Origin of the sequence: Roseivirga ehrenbergii (assembly GCF_001593005.1) — a bacterium.
GTDB classification, from domain to species: domain Bacteria; phylum Bacteroidota; class Bacteroidia; order Cytophagales; family Cyclobacteriaceae; genus Roseivirga; species Roseivirga ehrenbergii.
Genome location: NZ_LQZQ01000004.1, coordinates 180,163 through 196,303, shown reverse-complemented (window position 1 = coordinate 196,303; position 16,141 = coordinate 180,163). Strand labels below are relative to the sequence as shown.

Annotated in this window: 21 protein-coding genes; 18 read left to right on the top strand and 3 right to left on the bottom strand. The window is 39.7% G+C overall.

Annotated features, from left to right (window positions below):
• Positions 1-2: 2 nt before the first annotated feature.
• The 15 genes from rpmD to MB14_RS05845 all read left to right on the top strand — a co-directional run bounded on the left by rpmD (position 3) and on the right by MB14_RS05845 (position 9,720).
• Entirely contained in the window at positions 3-182 is a 180-nt protein-coding gene (rpmD, locus tag MB14_RS05910; RefSeq protein ID WP_053222915.1) for a 50S ribosomal protein L30, read from the top strand.
• A 1-nt stretch (position 183) separates the two neighbouring features.
• Positions 184-630 (top strand): 50S ribosomal protein L15, encoded by a 447-nt coding sequence (gene rplO, locus MB14_RS05905; protein ID WP_062590467.1) that lies wholly within the window; start codon positions 184-186, stop codon positions 628-630.
• Between the two features lie 4 nt (positions 631-634).
• Positions 635-1,963, top strand: a complete 1,329-nt coding sequence (secY, locus tag MB14_RS05900; protein WP_062590465.1) for a preprotein translocase subunit SecY — start codon at positions 635-637, stop codon at positions 1,961-1,963.
• 1 nt (position 1,964) lies between these two features.
• Positions 1,965-2,738, top strand: a complete 774-nt coding sequence (map, locus tag MB14_RS05895; protein WP_062590463.1) for a type I methionyl aminopeptidase — start codon at positions 1,965-1,967, stop codon at positions 2,736-2,738.
• A gap of 1 nt (position 2,739) precedes the next feature.
• Positions 2,740-2,958 (top strand): translation initiation factor IF-1, encoded by a 219-nt coding sequence (gene infA / locus MB14_RS05890; protein WP_053222911.1) that lies wholly within the window; start codon positions 2,740-2,742, stop codon positions 2,956-2,958.
• Between the two features lie 6 nt (positions 2,959-2,964).
• Positions 2,965-3,081: a type B 50S ribosomal protein L36 gene (ykgO, locus tag MB14_RS18810; RefSeq protein ID WP_082338105.1), complete on the top strand. Its 117-nt coding sequence runs from the start codon at positions 2,965-2,967 to the stop codon at positions 3,079-3,081.
• A 2-nt stretch (positions 3,082-3,083) separates the two neighbouring features.
• Positions 3,084-3,461, top strand: coding sequence for a 30S ribosomal protein S13 (gene rpsM, locus MB14_RS05885; RefSeq protein ID WP_053222910.1), 378 nt, complete (start codon positions 3,084-3,086; stop codon positions 3,459-3,461).
• Positions 3,462-3,500: 39 nt separating this feature from the next.
• Positions 3,501-3,893, top strand: a complete 393-nt coding sequence (gene rpsK, locus MB14_RS05880) for a 30S ribosomal protein S11 (protein ID WP_053222909.1) — start codon at positions 3,501-3,503, stop codon at positions 3,891-3,893.
• Between the two features lie 18 nt (positions 3,894-3,911).
• On the top strand, positions 3,912-4,517 hold the full coding sequence (rpsD, locus tag MB14_RS05875) for a 30S ribosomal protein S4 (protein WP_053222908.1): 606 nt from the start codon (positions 3,912-3,914) through the stop codon (positions 4,515-4,517).
• A 30-nt stretch (positions 4,518-4,547) separates the two neighbouring features.
• Positions 4,548-5,537 carry a DNA-directed RNA polymerase subunit alpha gene (locus MB14_RS05870; RefSeq protein ID WP_053222907.1) on the top strand — a complete coding sequence of 330 codons (990 nt, stop codon included), beginning with the start codon at positions 4,548-4,550 and terminating at the stop codon, positions 5,535-5,537.
• A 6-nt stretch (positions 5,538-5,543) separates the two neighbouring features.
• Complete coding sequence (rplQ, locus tag MB14_RS05865; RefSeq protein ID WP_062590461.1) at positions 5,544-6,116, top strand: 50S ribosomal protein L17; 573 nt, start codon at positions 5,544-5,546, stop codon at positions 6,114-6,116.
• Positions 6,117-6,227: 111 nt separating this feature from the next.
• A complete protein-coding gene (carA, locus tag MB14_RS05860; protein WP_062590459.1) occupies positions 6,228-7,340 on the top strand; it encodes a glutamine-hydrolyzing carbamoyl-phosphate synthase small subunit in 1,113 nt (370 codons plus the stop codon).
• Between the two features lie 5 nt (positions 7,341-7,345).
• Positions 7,346-8,635, top strand: a complete 1,290-nt coding sequence (gene eno / locus MB14_RS05855; RefSeq protein ID WP_062590457.1) for a phosphopyruvate hydratase — start codon at positions 7,346-7,348, stop codon at positions 8,633-8,635.
• Between the two features lie 149 nt (positions 8,636-8,784).
• Positions 8,785-9,084 (top strand): FtsB family cell division protein, encoded by a 300-nt coding sequence (locus tag MB14_RS05850; protein WP_053222903.1) that lies wholly within the window; start codon positions 8,785-8,787, stop codon positions 9,082-9,084.
• A 60-nt stretch (positions 9,085-9,144) separates the two neighbouring features.
• Entirely contained in the window at positions 9,145-9,720 is a 576-nt protein-coding gene (locus tag MB14_RS05845; RefSeq protein WP_062590455.1) for a hypothetical protein, read from the top strand.
• A gap of 122 nt (positions 9,721-9,842) precedes the next feature.
• Here the strand turns inward: MB14_RS05845 and MB14_RS05840 are convergent, their stop codons facing one another.
• Together MB14_RS05840 and MB14_RS05835 are read right to left on the bottom strand one after the other, a co-directional pair.
• A complete protein-coding gene (locus MB14_RS05840) occupies positions 9,843-10,916 on the bottom strand; it encodes an Ldh family oxidoreductase (protein ID WP_062590453.1) in 1,074 nt (357 codons plus the stop codon).
• A gap of 11 nt (positions 10,917-10,927) precedes the next feature.
• The gene (locus MB14_RS05835) at positions 10,928-11,884 is read right to left on the bottom strand and encodes a Ppx/GppA phosphatase family protein (RefSeq protein WP_062590536.1); all 957 of its coding nucleotides are present in this window, start codon (positions 11,882-11,884) and stop codon (positions 10,928-10,930) included.
• A gap of 134 nt (positions 11,885-12,018) precedes the next feature.
• On the opposite strand from MB14_RS05835, the gene MB14_RS05830 reads away from it, so the two are divergent.
• From MB14_RS05830 to MB14_RS05820, 3 genes are all read left to right on the top strand, one after another.
• On the top strand, positions 12,019-13,599 hold the full coding sequence (locus MB14_RS05830; RefSeq protein WP_062590451.1) for an acyl-CoA carboxylase subunit beta: 1,581 nt from the start codon (positions 12,019-12,021) through the stop codon (positions 13,597-13,599).
• Between the two features lie 76 nt (positions 13,600-13,675).
• A complete protein-coding gene (locus tag MB14_RS05825; protein ID WP_062590449.1) occupies positions 13,676-14,746 on the top strand; it encodes a M42 family metallopeptidase in 1,071 nt (356 codons plus the stop codon).
• Positions 14,747-14,751: 5 nt separating this feature from the next.
• Positions 14,752-15,531 carry an ABC transporter substrate-binding protein gene (locus MB14_RS05820; RefSeq protein ID WP_246032617.1) on the top strand — a complete coding sequence of 260 codons (780 nt, stop codon included), beginning with the start codon at positions 14,752-14,754 and terminating at the stop codon, positions 15,529-15,531.
• 34 nt (positions 15,532-15,565) lie between these two features.
• Here MB14_RS05820 and MB14_RS05815 read toward each other — a convergent pair whose 3' ends face one another.
• Positions 15,566-16,075 (bottom strand): DUF1036 domain-containing protein, encoded by a 510-nt coding sequence (locus MB14_RS05815; protein WP_062590445.1) that lies wholly within the window; start codon positions 16,073-16,075, stop codon positions 15,566-15,568.
• Positions 16,076-16,141 lie beyond the last annotated feature (66 nt).

Here is a 16,141-nt window from a genome sequence, read left to right as displayed (position 1 = left end):
GAATGGCAAAGGTTCAAATTACACAGGTTAAGAGCACAATCGACAGACCTGAAAGACAAAAGAGAACAATCCAGGCTTTAGGCCTTGGTAAAATCAACAGAACAGTAGAGGTAGAGTTAACTGCATCTATTGCTGGTATGATTAATAAGGTAAATCATTTAGTATCTGTAAAGGAACTGTAAGATGGATTTGAATAGTTTAAAACCTGCAGAAGGTTCTACGAAAAATAGAAAAAGAATAGCTAGAGGTACAGGTTCTGGTCGTGGTGGAACGTCAACACGTGGTCACAAAGGGGCTAAATCTAGATCTGGCTATAAAAGCAAAGGCGGTTTTGAAGGTGGTCAAATGCCATTACAAAGACGTGTGCCTAAGTTTGGTTTCACTAACCCTAACAGAGTTGAATACAAGGCATTAAACCTTGATTCACTTCAAGAGTTAGCAACAAAATTAAATGCTGACACCATTGACTTCAATACTTTGATGGAGAATGGTTTTGCTCAGAAGAATGATCTAGTTAAGATTTTAGGTAGAGGCGAATTAACCTCTAAAGTGAATGTATCGGCCCATAAATTTTCTAGTTCTGCTCAAGCAGCAATCGAAAAATTAGGCGGAACCGTTACAAAGCTTTAATAACATGAAGAAGTTTTTTACTACCATACGAAATATATACTCCATTGAGGAATTGAGAAATAGGATCCTAGCTACGCTGGGATTCTTGATCGTTTTCAGACTTGGATCTTTTGTTGTTTTACCTGGTGTAGACGTAGCTAAATTAACCGATGATGCGGGTGGGATATTTGGTATCCTTAACTCATTGTTAGGAGGTTCATTTAGTAGAGCATCTATATTCGGTTTAGGTATTATGCCTTATATCTCCGCTTCAATTGTAATTCAATTGATGACTGTGGCTGTACCGAGCTTCCAGAAAATGCAGAAAGAAGGCGAATCTGGTAGGAAGAAGCTTACTCAAATTACTAGAGTACTTACTATTTTGGTAACCTTAGCACAAAGCTTTGGATATATAAAGGCAACTATTATTTCTCAAGATGCTGTTTTACCAAGCATTGATCCTTCCCTTTTCATGATCAGTTCAATGATCTTGTTAACTGCAGGTACAATGTTCTGTATGTGGTTAGGAGAGAAGATTACTGATAAAGGAATTGGCAATGGTATTTCTATGCTAATTATGATCGGTATCATTTCAAGTTTACCTGGAGCAGCATGGATGGAGTTTGTAACTACAAATGGTATAGGTAGAGCATTGTTCTCTGTGATTGAGGTAATTGTTTTGTTCTTTGTTGTAATTGTTACAGTAGCTTTGGTTCAAGCAACCAGAAGAATTCCTGTACAATATGCAAAGCAAGTAGTAGGTGGAAAGGTATATGGTGGCCAACGTCAGTTTATTCCTTTAAAGGTGAATGCATCTGGTGTTATGCCAATCATTTTTGCTCAAGCTTTAATGATCCTACCAAGTTTATTGGCTGGTATCTGGCAAGACAGCAGTGATATAGCTAACTCAATTGGAGCTGCATTTAGTAATCCATACTCTTGGCAGTATAATGTTACCTTTGCCTTATTAATTATAGCATTTACATTCTTCTACACTGCCATTACGGTGAATCCATCTAATATGGCAGATGACCTTAAGAGAAGTGGTGGTTTTATCCCAGGTATTAAGCCAGGAAGACCAACCTCTGAATTTATAGGAGATGTTTTAGATAGAATTACGCTTCCTGGATCAATATTCTTAGCGATAATCGCAATCCTTCCAACTTTCGCATACAATGCAGGTGTAGGACAGCAGTTCGCTTACTTCTATGGAGGTACCTCACTTCTAATTATGGTGGGTGTGATTTTAGATACTTTACAACAAATAGAAAGTTATTTGTTGATGCGACACTACGAAGGAATGATGAAGTCAGGCAAGATGCGTGGCCGATCTCAGAACGTAGCTGTAGCATAATATGATTCATTACAAGACTGAAGAGGAAATTCAGATAATCCGAGAGAGTGCCGATATTCTTGGCAGAGCTCACGGAGAAGTAGCTAAACAAGTTAGAGCTGGTGTTAAAACCAAAGACTTGGATAAGATTGCGGAAGAATACATTCGTGATCACAATGCGAAAGCATCGTTTAAAGGCTACAATGGATTTCCTTCTACCCTGTGTATTTCGGTGAACGAAAATGTAGTTCATGGGTTTCCAGGAGAATACGAATTGAAAGACGGTGATATAATCTCTATAGATTGTGGAGTCTTCTACAAAGGTTTTCATAGCGATTCCGCTTATACATACCCCGTAGGAGAAATTTCCCCAGAGACATTAGCACTGCTTAGAGCAACGAAAGAGTCGTTGTATATAGGTATTGAACAAGCCAAGTATGGCAATCGGTTAGGCGATGTAAGTGCATCTATCCAAAAATACGTTGAAGACAGGGGCTACACTGTAGTACGAGAACTTGTAGGACACGGATTAGGAAGAAGCTTACACGAATCACCTGAGGTTCCGAACTACGGTAAACGTGGACGAGGAGTCAAATTACAGGAGGGTTTGGTAATAGCCATTGAGCCGATGGTCAATTTGGGTACAAGGAATATAGTTCAGGAGAATGATGGTTGGACCATCAGAACCAGAGATAGAAAACCTTCAGCCCATTTCGAGCATACTGTGGCGATATTCAAGGACAGAACAGAAGTGTTAACAACACATAAGTATATAGAAGAAGTTTTTAAATTTTAGTATGGCAAAACAAGGATCTATTGAACAGGACGGTACTATTCTAGAAGCATTACCAAATGCAATGTTTAGAGTTGAACTTGATAATGGACACACCGTAACTGCTCATATTTCTGGTAAAATGCGAATGCACTATATCAGAATATTACCAGGTGACAAAGTGAAAATGGAGATGTCGCCATACGATTTAAGCAAAGCAAGAATTACTTACAGATATAAATAAGAAATCATGAAAGTGAAAGCATCTATCAAGAAGCGTAGTGCTGATTGTAAGCTGATCCGTAGGAATGGAAAGTTATACGTGATAAACAAAAAGAATCCTAGATTCAAACAAAGACAAGGGTAATTATGGCTAGAATTTCAGGAGTAGATATTCCGGATCACAAGAGGTCAGAGATAGGTTTGACCTATATTTTCGGAATTGGTCGCAGCTCGGCTGTTTACATTTTAGGTAAAGCCGGTATCGATGTGAACAAGAAAATTGGTGATTTAGATGACGAGGAGCAAAAAGCAATTCGTACAATCATCAGTGAAGAGTTCAAAGTAGAAGGAGTTTTAAAATCAGAGGTTCAATTGAGCATTAAGCGTCTGATGGATATTGGTTGTTACCGTGGTTTGCGACACAGAAAGGGTCTTCCTGTTCGTGGTCAGCATACTAAAAACAACTCACGTACCCGAAAAGGTAAGAGAAAGACTGTTGCGAACAAGAAAAAAGCAACCAAGTAATTTGAATTAATGGCCGCTAGGTCTGAAAATATTTGAAGAATGGCTCAGAAGAGAAAAGATAAAGCTAAAAAGCGAGTAGTTCAGGTTGAAGCTATTGGACAAGCCCACATTAAGGCTTCTTTCAATAACATCATCATATCAATCACTAACCTACAAGGTCAAGTGATTTCTTGGGCATCTGCTGGTAAAATGGGTTTTAAGGGTTCTAAAAAGAACACTCCTTATGCAGCCCAAATGGCAGCCCAAAATTGCGCTCAAACTGCCTACGATTTGGGTTTGAGAAAAGTTGAGGTATTTGTTAAAGGACCAGGCTCAGGAAGAGAGTCTGCTATTAGATCACTCCAAAATACTGGTATCGAAGTAACGATGATTAAAGACGTTACTCCATTGCCACACAACGGATGTCGTCCTCCAAAACGTAGAAGAGTTTAATCCAGAAATTAGAAAGTAATGGCAAGATATACAGGTCCTAAGGCCAAAATTGCGAGAAGATTTAACGATCCTATCTTTGGTCATAGCAAAGCATTGCAAAAGAAAGCTTACCCTCCTGGTCAACACGGAAGAGGTAGAAGAAAGAAACAATCTGAATATGCTATCCAGTTAATGGAGAAGCAAAAAGCAAAATACACTTATGGTGTATTGGAGCGTCAGTTTGCTAACACGTTCGATCGTGCATCAAGAAAATCAGGTATTACAGGTGAAATCCTTTTACAAATGTTGGAGGCAAGACTTGATAATACAGTATATAGAATGGGGATTGCTCCTACAAGAAGAGGTGCAAGACAATTAGTTTCTCACAAACACATCACTGTGAATGGAGAATTGGTTAACATCCCATCTTATGTGGTACAACCAGGTGATGTAGTAGGAGTAAGAGAGAAATCTAAATCTCTAGAGGCCATCACCGACAGTTTAGCTAACAATTCAGCACAAAAATATCCATGGATTGAGTGGAATAAAGCTGAAATGAACGGTAAGATGATTGCTCTACCTATGAGGGACGAAATTCCTGAAAAAATCAATGAGCAGCTTATTGTCGAGCTTTACTCTAAATAATCTATTTAAGAACTTAAACGATCTAATCATATGTCAATACTCGCATTTCAAATCCCTGAAAAGGTGGTGATGGAAAAGGCGGACGACTTTCACGGTCTGTTCACATTTAAACCGCTTGAAAAAGGATACGGGGTTACAATCGGTAATGCATTAAGAAGAATTCTTCTTTCTTCATTAGAAGGTTACGCTATCACAGGTATTAAGATTCCTGGTGTTTTGCATGAATTCTCAACGATTGAGGGTGTTGTAGAAGACGTAGCGGAAATCATTCTAAATTTAAAGAAGGTTCGTTTCAAGAAAATCTCCGACACTGTTGATAATAAAATTACTGTAATTATTGAAGGTCAGGATAAGTTTGCTGCTGGTGATATTGGAAAATTCACTGGTGCTTTCGAAATCCTTAACCCAGATGAAGTAGTGTGTCACCTTGATAGTTCGGTAAAGTTCGAAATTGAGCTTTCTATCGATAAGGGGAGAGGTTACGTTCCTGCTGAAGAGAACAGACCTTCTGAGCAATTATTCGGATACATTCCAATTGACGCTATTTATACGCCAATCAAAAACGTAAAATTCAGTGTAGAAAACACTAGGGTTGAACAAAAAACTGACTACGAAATGTTGGTTTTGGATATTCAAACTGACGGTTCTATTCACCCTGAAAACGCTTTGAAAGGTGCAGCCCATATCTTAATTCAACACTTCATGCTATTCTCTGATCAGAATATGATCTTGGAAACAGGTTCTCTAGATGAGCCAGAGCAAGTAGATGAAGAAATGCTTCATATGCGTAAGTTGTTAAAAACTCAACTGAACGATCTTGATCTTTCAGTAAGAGCTTACAACTGTCTTAAAGCTGCTGATGTAAGAACATTAGGCGACTTAGCAAGACTTGAAATTTCTGACATGATGAAATTCAGAAACTTCGGTAAAAAGTCTTTGGCTGAATTGGAGCAACTAATAGCTGATAAGAACCTTACTTTTGGTATGGACTTATCAAAATATAAACTTGACGAGGAATAAAGTAAGATGAGACACGGGAAGAAATTTAATCACCTGAGTAGAAAGGCACCGCATAGAAAAGCAATGCTTTCTAACATGGCTTCTTCTTTGATCGCGCACAAGAGAATTTCAACTACTGTAGCGAAGGCAAAGGAGCTTAGGAAATATGTTGAGCCTCTTATTACAAAAGCTAAGACTGATACTACTCACTCAAGACGAGTTGTATTCTCTTATCTTCAAAATAAGGAAACGGTAACAGCACTTTTCAACGAGATTGCAGAAAAGGTAGCAGACAGACCTGGAGGGTACACTAGAATTATCAAAACTGGAAACAGATTAGGAGATAACGCTGATATGTGTATCATTGAATTAGTAGACTACAACGAATTACTACTTAAAGAAGCAACTCCTGCTAAAAAGAGCAGAAGAAGCAGAAGAGGTGGTAAGAAAGATGACGCTACTACTGAAGCTACTCCGGCAGCAAAAGCACCTAAGGCAGCAAAAGAAGAGGCTGTAGAGGCACCAGCTGCTGAAACTGAAGAAACTCCTGAAGCTAAAGCTGAAGAAGCGAAAGAAGATGATAAGAAAGACGGAGAATAATTCTACTTTCTTAAAAATATAGAATAAGGGATTGAGCTAATTTGTTCAATCCCTTTTTTATTTACTTTTGTATCGCATTGAAGAATTGAATTTGCGCACGAATCTATAAATATGTCCACAACGAATAATATCAACAGTAAAAGAAAAGCCATTCTTCTTTTAGCAGATGGAAGCCGTTACGAAGGTACTGCCATTGGTAAAATAGGTATTGCCGGAGGCGAAATTTGCTTCAATACAGGAATGACAGGTTACCAAGAAATTTATACCGATCCATCATACTATGGTCAGATTGTAGTAAATACTACATCTCACATTGGTAATTATGGTGTAGAAGATGACGAGCAAGAGTCCGATTCTCCAAAAATTAGAGGATTAGTAGTTAATGACTTTTCAAATGACTATAGCCGTAAAACAGCCGATGGTTCACTTCAAGATTATTTAGAAAAAAATAATATAGTTGGAATTTCTGATGTGGATACCCGTCTTTTGGTAAGGTATATCAGAGATAAAGGTGCTATGAATGCTATTATTTGTTCAGAAGACCTTTCGGATGATGAATTAAAAGCAAAGGTAGCCGAGATTCCTTCCATGGATGGCTTAGAATTGTCTTCATATGTAAGCACTAAAGAACCTTACTTTGTAGGAGATGAGAATGCTGATATAAAAATCGCAGTACTCGACATCGGAGTAAAGACGAGTATTTTGAAACATTTAGCAAGTAGAGGTGCCTATTTAAAAGTTTTTAATGCCAAAACTACTTTTGAAGAAATGAGCAAGTGGAATCCTGATGGTTACTTCTTGTCAAACGGCCCTGGAGACCCCGCTGCAATGCCTTATGCTGTTGAAACTGCACAGAAAATAATGGCTGAGGATAAACCACTTTTTGGTATTTGTCTTGGTCATCAAGTGATTGCCCTGGCCTGTGGTGCAACTACATTTAAAATGCATAACGGACATAGAGGATTGAACCACCCAGTGAAGAACCTTATTTCAGGCAAAAGTGAAATTACCTCTCAGAACCATGGTTTCGCAGTAGATTTAACTACGTTAAAGGAAGCAGGAAGTATGGAGTTAACCCATATTAACCTGAATGACGATACTGTTGCAGGTTTACAAGTAAAGGGGAAAAAAACATTTTCAGTGCAATACCACCCAGAGTCTTCACCTGGGCCACATGATTCACGCTATTTATTCGATCAATTTATTAACCTTATCAAATCATAATATCAATGAGTTTAATTGAAAGTATCCACGCAAGACAAATTCTTGACTCAAGAGGAAATCCTACCATTGAAGTAGATGTAATTACAGAAAACGGTGTTTTAGGCCGTGCTGCAGTTCCATCTGGAGCTTCAACTGGAGCACATGAAGCTGTTGAATTAAGAGATGGAGATAAAGACGTGTACCTTGGTAAGGGAGTCTTGAAAGCTGTGGAAAATGTTAATGACACCATTGCTGCCGAATTAATTGGCTTTTCTGTTTTCGAGCAAAACTTGCTCGATAAGATTATGATTGAGGTAGACGGAACGGAAAATAAAAGTAACCTAGGCGCCAATGCTATTTTGGGCGTGTCTTTGGCCATTGCTAGGGCGGCTGCGGCTGAGCTTGGTCTTCCGCTTTACCGTTACGTGGGTGGCGTTAATTCAAATACGCTTCCTGTTCCTATGATGAACATCATTAACGGAGGCTCTCACGCAGATAATTCTATCGACTTTCAAGAATTCATGATTATGCCTGTTGGGGCTAAGAGCTTTACTGAGGCAATTCAAATGGGCGCTGAGGTGTTCCATCACTTAAAGAAAGTACTTTCTTCTCGTGGTCTTTCTACTAACGTAGGCGATGAAGGTGGCTTTGCACCAAACTTGGCATCGGATGATGAAGCCCTTGAAGTAATTTCTGAAGCCGTAAAAAATGCAGGTTATAAAGTAGGCGAAGATTTCGTTTACGCGCTAGACGTGGCTTCTTCTGAGTTTTATTTACAAGATGAGAAGGTTTATTACTTTAAAGATTCTACGGGAAAGAAAATGACGCCAGTTGAAATGGCTGATTACCTTGCTTCCCTCTGCAAAAAGTATCCAATCATGTCGATTGAAGATGGAATGTTTGAAGACGATTGGGAAGGTTGGAAAGCTTTAACTGATAAGATTGGCAGCAAAGTGCAGTTAGTGGGAGATGATTTGTTCGTAACTAACGTGAAACGTTTACAAAAAGGGATTGATGGTGGTATTGCCAACTCAATCTTGATTAAGGTAAACCAAATCGGAACTTTGACAGAAACGATTGAGGCCGTAAGCTTAGCCAATAGAAATGGCTATACTGCTGTAATGTCACACAGGTCTGGCGAAACAGAAGACAATACCATTGCGGATTTAGCAGTAGCGCTGAACACTGGTCAAATCAAAACTGGATCAGCTTCGCGCTCAGACAGAATGTCGAAATACAACCAATTACTTAGAATTGAAGAGGAATTGGGAGAAGTAGCCAAATATCCTGGAAAGAATTTCAGAAAGGCTTACTAAGCCGAATACAATACTTAATAGTTAAAAGACTTCATTCTGTAAAGGATGAAGTCTTTTTGTTTTACGTGTAATTAAAAGCCTACCAGATTCGTTAACAGTAAATCGTCATACTTTTGATTTTGTGCTAAAAAGTTAGTTACTTTTGTACTATGAAGGCTTTCACCAAGGTTCCTCGCTTCGCAAAGAGTTTTTATTTCCTCTTCGGAACGTTTTTTATTATTTGGATGCTGTTTGTAGACTCAAATGACATCGTGACTCAGATTAGGCTGAAGTCGAAACTAAGTAATCTTGAAAAACAGAAAGAATACTACCTAGAGAAAAAAGTAGAAGTGCTGAAGAATAAAGAAGAGTTGACGACTAATCAGGAGTTGCTTGAAAAGTTTGCAAGAGAAAAGTACTTAATGAAGAAACCATCTGAAGATCTTTTCGTCATAGTAACGGAAGACTAAATCAAGAAAAAAATATGCATACCAAGTCCTCTTTTTGAGGACTTTTTCGTTATCAGAACTATGAGAAAACTATTCACCCTTGTCGCCTTCTTTTTTATAAGCTTTTCAAGCCTTCAGGCTCAGATTTACTTCGAGGAAGAACCTCAAGAAGCGGATTCTGTTAGTTTTATGGATCGGGTTTATTTTGGAGGAAATTTTTCATTCAATCTCGGCACCAACTTTACTTATATCGATGTTTCACCGCTGGCTGGTTATATGATTACTCAGGACTTTTCTGCGGGTTTGGGTGCCACGTATCTTTACCTTTCCCGTAAGTACGCGCTTCTACCTTCACGTGACGAATTTAAAGTAAGTAGTAGTGTATATGGTGGACGTACTTTCTTAAGGCATAATATTTTCGAGACTTATTTTGCCCATATGGAGTTTGAGGCTTTGAATGTTGAATTTGCCCCAGATCCTTTTAGTGAAGCTACGAATCGGGAATGGGTGCCAGGCTTATTTATAGGAGGCGGTGCATTTCAACCTATTTTTGGAAAGGGCGGAGTAAATATAACGGTATTATATAACCTGCTTCATGATGACCTTAGGTCACCTTACGGAAGTGCATTGGTAATACGAGGGGGGATTACTTTTTGATCTAAGCTTGATTTCAAATTTGGGAAAAGCCTCCAAAAGTTGATATAATTACATCATCAGTGGTAATTCACTGTGTTTAAAGTCCAAATAGGAACTTTTGGAGGGTTCTTCTACTCTGGTTTTTAGAAATCAATCCCAAACTTCTTACCTACTTCTTTCAAATCATCTACCACGGGTTGAAGTAGTGGAATTCCTTGCTCCATTCTTATTTTCTCCATTTCGCGTTCTGGGTCACCGGGAATAAGCACAGGCTGTTCTGAATCTACAGGAGTTGAGCTTCTAAATCGCTGAATCCAATTGTCCATATGCTCTTTAAACTCTGTTGCAGGGCGGAAAGCATCTACACGCATAGCGCCAAAGAAATGACCTAGGCCTTCGCCAACGGGGTCACTTACTGGGTCCATAAAGCTTACAAATGGAGGTGCCCAAGGGCCATAATTGGCACCTGAGAGTACAGCAGAGAAAATATCCACAACAGAGCCCATAATATAGCCTTTATGGCTTCCGTGTAACCTACTTCCACCTAAAGGACGTAAAGCGCCCCCTTCTTTTACCCCGAAAGCATTGGTGGTATCTATACCATCTTTGTCTTGCACCCAACCCTGAGGCACAGGTTCTCCCTTTCTTTGCAGTATTTCGAGTTTACCATTGGCAGCAGTGGTGGTAGCAAAGTCGCCCACAAAGGGAGGTTCGTTTCCGGCTGGAATTGCAATGGCAATTGGATTGGTACCTAAAAGTCTTTCTTTAGAAAAAGTTGGAGAAACTAAGGGACTGGCATTGGTCATTGAAATGCCAATCATGTCGTTTTGGGCAGCCAATAATGAGTGAAAACCAGCAATGCCATAGTGGTTAGAGTTTTTTACCGAAACCCAGCCTGTTCCTACATTCTTTGCCTTTTCCATGGCTACTCTCATAGCGAAAGGAGCAACGACTAAACCCAAGCCCGCATCCCCATCAACAACGGCTGTGCTTGGGGTTTCATAAGTTACTTTGATGTTCGGGCTCGCATTAATTCTTCCTTTTTCCCAAAGCCTAACGTAGCCAGTAAGTCGCGCTACTCCATGAGAGTCGATTCCCCTTAAGTCGGCAGAAAGAAGCGTTTCACAAGCCTGGGTAGCATCTGCTTCTGAACAACCCATTTTAATGAAAACAGAATGAGAAAACTGATATAAATCTTGGTAAGAATAATTCGACATGCTTTTATTTTTTAATTCGGAGTGCTTTTCTCCGAAATCTTAATGTGCGAAAACGAAGTATATAAAAGCCCTTCTTTTAATGCGTAAGCGCAGGCTGTAATATTTTCGGTATTCATGTGTTTTAATACAAACTGTATTAAGCAACTGGCTACAACAATCATATCTACACGCATGGTTACCATGCCAGGTATATGCATTCGTTCTTTCCTGTTCTTGGTAATCAGTTCTTTGTAAATACGGTTGTTTGCTTCTATCGGGAATTGGAAAATCAAGCTATTCTGAGCTCTTTCGATTCCATTCTCTTTCATGTAAATTTCAGAAAGGGTGTCAAAGGTGCCCGAACATCCAATTAAGCCTTGAGGCTTGAACTCTTCAATCGCACTTACTAAGCTAGAAAGTTCAGTTTCGAGCCAAGAGTCCATTTCTTCTATACTTTCTTGAGGCATTGGATCCTCTTTATGGAATTTATCCAAAAGCCTTTGTGCTCCAATTTCGAAGCTTTGTTTCCAGAAGATTTCTTCGTTGTTTCCAATAATAAACTCTACACTTCCGCCCCCAATATCCATGACCAACTGTGGCGTTTCTGTGAGGTGAAAAGTAGACTTCACTCCATAGAAAATGAGTTCAGCTTCACGGTCACCAGAAATAATTTGAATGTCGATAGAAGTTTTTTCTTTGATCTCATCCAACAGTTGTTGGCCATTTTTAGCCGATCGGATAGCGCTGGTGGCAACTCCCGTTACAGTTTTTACCTCGAATTGATCAATAATAGTTTTGAAAACCTGAAGGGTATGTAAGGCTCTTTTCTTGGCGTCCGCTGAGATTCTCCCTTTACTTATGCCATTCTTGCCAATTTTTACGGCTATTTTCTCGCGGTATAGGGTTTTGACTTCGCACTTGCTCAACTCCACTATAAATAAGTGGAAGGTATTAGTGCCCAAATCAATAACTGCTATTCTCTCTTTCATGCCCCTCTGCAAAGATGGGCGAATATAAGGCATTCTATTAAAATATGGGTGTTCATTGAAAGGTAATAGATGCCGATTATGTTCTTTTTTTGTGTTGACCTGTATATCTTTGGCGAGTATATAAAACCACATCTATGGCTAAGAATACCCCGCTTAAAAAGCACAAGACCAAAGCAGAAAAAATTGAATGGTTAGAGCAGAAAAATGCAGAAGCCTTATTGGGTGGAGGCCAGAAACGGATAGATAGCCAGCATAAAAGAGGTAAGCTTACTGCTAGAGAACGTCTTGAGCTCTTGTTAGATGAAGGAAGCTTTGAAGAAATAGGCAAGTTTGTAGAACATAGAGCTACGGATTTTGGTCTTGAAAAGGAAATCTACTTGGGTGATGGGGTAGTGACGGGGTACGGAACGGTTCATGGCCGTTTGGTATATGTTTATTCACAAGATTTCACCGTATTTGGAGGTTCTCTTTCTGAAACGCATGCCGAAAAGATTGTCAAGGTTATGGATTTGGCCATGAAGAACGGAGCGCCAGTGATTGGCTTGAACGATTCTGGTGGAGCTCGTATTCAAGAAGGCGTAGTGTCGCTTGGCGGTTATGCCGACATCTTTTATAGAAATACTTTGGCTTCAGGCGTAGTACCTCAAATTTCTGCCATTATGGGGCCATGTGCAGGAGGTGCGGTGTATTCACCAGCCATTACCGATTTCATCTTTATGGTAGAAAACACTTCTTATATGTTTGTTACGGGGCCAAATGTGGTAAAAACTGTAACGCAAGAGGAAGTAACTTCTGAAGAACTAGGAGGCGCCAGCACGCACAGTACAAAAAGTGGAGTAACACACTTCGCTTCTGTCAACGAGGTGCAGTGCATTAATGAAATCAAACAACTGTTGTCTTACATTCCTCAAAATTGTGAAGATACGGCTCCAGTATATGAATATGATTTAAATGAAGATGCGGTAAGAACCGTATTAAATGATATTATTCCCGAAAACCCGAATCAGCCTTACGATATGCGTGAGGTAATTGAAGGTTTGGTTGATGAAGATTCTTTCTTCGAAGTCCATAAAAACTATGCTGAAAACATTGTGGTCGGCTTTGCCCGAATTGGTGGAAGAAGTATTGGTATTGTAGGAAACCAACCGGCTTCTATGGCCGGGGTTTTAGATATTGATTCGAGTGTAAAAGGTGCACGTTTTGTGCGTTTCTGCGACTGTTTCAATGTGCCTTTATTGGTGTTAGAAGATGTGCCAGGTTTCTTACCGGGTACAGACCAAGAATGGAATGCCATTATCACCAATGGAGCCAAGTTGTTGTATGCTTTTTCAGAAGCTACAGTGCCAAGAATTACCGTAATTACGAGAAAGGCTTACGGTGGGGCCTATGATGTAATGAACTCAAAGCATATTGGGGCAGATATGAACTATGCTTGGCCTTCGGCTGAAATTGCTGTAATGGGAGCTAAGGGTGCTGCAGAAATCATTTTCAAAAGAGAAATTGCTGCTGCCGATGATCCAGAGGCCAAACTCGAAGAGAAAGTAGACGAATACACTGAGAAGTTTGCCAACCCTTATCGTGCTGCCCGAAGAGGTTATGTGGATGAAGTTATTCTACCGCAAGACACCCGCAAGAAACTTATTAGGGCCTTTACCATGTTGGAGAACAAGGTGGCCACACTGCCGAAAAAGAAACACGGGAACATTCCTTTGTAAGAAGGATTTCTCCGTACTGAATTAAATTATAGAACTGGCCTTGGCCAGTTTTTTAGCATTTAGAATACCGAAAATTATGAATCAAAAGAGTCAGGAATTCCTTACCAAATATTTAAATAATGCTTCGCCAACAGGTTTTGAAGCTTCAGGTCAACAAATCTGGCTAGATTATATTAAGCCATTTACAGATACCTATTTCACGGACAAATACGGAACGGCAGTAGGGGTAATCAATCCTGATGCAAAGTTTAAGGTAGTAATCGAAGCACATGCCGATGAGATCAGCTGGTTCGTAAACTACATTGACGACAACGGTTACATTTATGTAGTTCGAAATGGTGGTTCTGATCACCAAATAGCACCTTCTAAAAGAGTGAACATTCACACCGAAAAAGGAATAGTAAAAGGTGTTTTCGGCTGGCCAGCCATTCACGTGCGTGATAAGGCTTCTGAAAAATCACCTTCACTGAAAAATATCTTTATCGATGTGGGAGCGGAGTCGAAACAGGAAGTGCTCGATATGGGTGTTCATGTGGGAACCGTAATTACTTTTGACGATGAAGTTTTCAAACTGAATAAGAAGTTCTGGTGTGGGCGTGCACTCGATAACCGTATTGGTGGTTTCATGATTGCCGAAGTAGCCAGAAGACTCCATGAGGAAGGTAGGAAGCTTCCATTTGGTCTTTATGTGGTCAATTCGGTACAAGAAGAAATTGGTTTGCGAGGGGCAGAAATGATTGCCGCTAGAATTAAACCAGACGTAGCCATCATTACAGATGTATGTCACGATACGGCTTCGCCAATGTATGAAAAGCAATTGCAAGGCGATCAGAAATGCGGTTTAGGCCCTGTGTTGGCTTATGGCCCAGCGGTACATAACAATGTATTAAAAATGCTTATCGAAGTTGCGGAGAAAAATAAGATTGACTTCCAGCGTCATGCAAGCTCAAGATCAACGGGCACCGATACCGATGCTTTTGCTTATTCAAACGAAGGGGTGCCTTCAGCTTTAATCTCTTTGGCTTTGAAGTACATGCACACTACCGTAGAAACTGCGCACGAAAGTGATATTGAGAAAGTAATTGAATTGATGTATCAATTCATTATTCAATTGCCTGCCGATCATGATTTCAGCTATTTAAAGTAATTGGTTTGGAAGGGAGTGTAAGAGTAGTGTTGGATCAAATGGGGCGAAAGGTCGAAGTGCCTAGTTTGCCTCAGCGCATTGTTTCTTTAGTACCTTCCCAAACAGAGTTATTATATGATTTAGGACTTGGTGACCGCGTTGTTGGGGTCACCAAGTTTTGTATACACCCAAGCGAATGGCATCAATCCAAAACCTTTGTGGGTGGCACCAAGCAGTTTAAGTTCAATGTAATTGATGAGCTCAAACCTGATCTAATCATTGGGAACAAAGAAGAAAATTACCTTGAAGGCATAGAAGAACTCGATAAGAAATACCCAGTTTGGATGAGTGATATCACTGGGTTGGATGAGGCTTTCGATATGATTTTGGCCATTGGTAATTTGGTAGATGAAAGGGCCAAATCCATTTCTATTGTTGAAAAGGTGAAAGAAGGTTTTGCTTTGCTTCCCTATAAGTCGAGAAAAAGGGCGCTGTATCTTATTTGGAAGAAGCCTTATATGGGGGCAGGCAGAGCAACTTTTATTGATGAAATGATGGATTTCGCTGGCTTTGAAAATGTGCTTTCAGAAACACGTTATCCAGAACTTACACTAGAGGCTATTCAAGAATTAGCGCCAGAAGCTATTCTTCTTTCTTCGGAACCTTACCCTTTTAAAGAAAAGCACATTACCGAATTAAAGGCAGTTTTACCTAATTGTGATGTTCAGCTTGTAGATGGTGAAATGTTCAGTTGGTATGGAAGTAGGTTAATACAAGCCCCTTCTTATTTCGCAAACCTAAAATAAAAAGAGGAAGCCCCAGCAGCTTCCTCATACAAGGTTACTTAAATACGGCAATCTCGTTGCACGCATCTGAATTGTAACACTCCCAAATGTTTTGGCGCTTAAAGCCAAGCTTCTTTCTAGAGCCTTCTTTTAAAGCGAATTTATGATCTCCTTGCCACACCTTCTTTTTTGATTTATGCTGTGTAGCAGCATAGTAGAAGTATGTTTGTTCGTCAGAATTACCCATTAACTTCTTTTCATTTGGGTCTAAAACTTCGAAGCCCGAGGTCACCCAGTCACCATTGTATTCTTTGTACCGAATGGCGACTTCAATTTTTTCACGTGAACGATTCTCAAAATAGATATGATACTCTTTTTTGTTATCCTTTTCCGGAATGTCTGAAGTATGTAGTGTGGTATCTGAACGATAGAAATCAACCGTACCCTCGATCTGTTCGAGCATTGGACTAGTGTAAGGTCCAGTAACTTTTTCGGCACGAGGTGTACCGAGAAAAGCCACTAGGCTCGTGCATAGCACGAGCACTAAATTAGTGACAGTTTTCATAAAACGTTTAGGTGAAACGGACTTAAAGATGAAGTATTAATATGAAATATTCAACATATTTACATA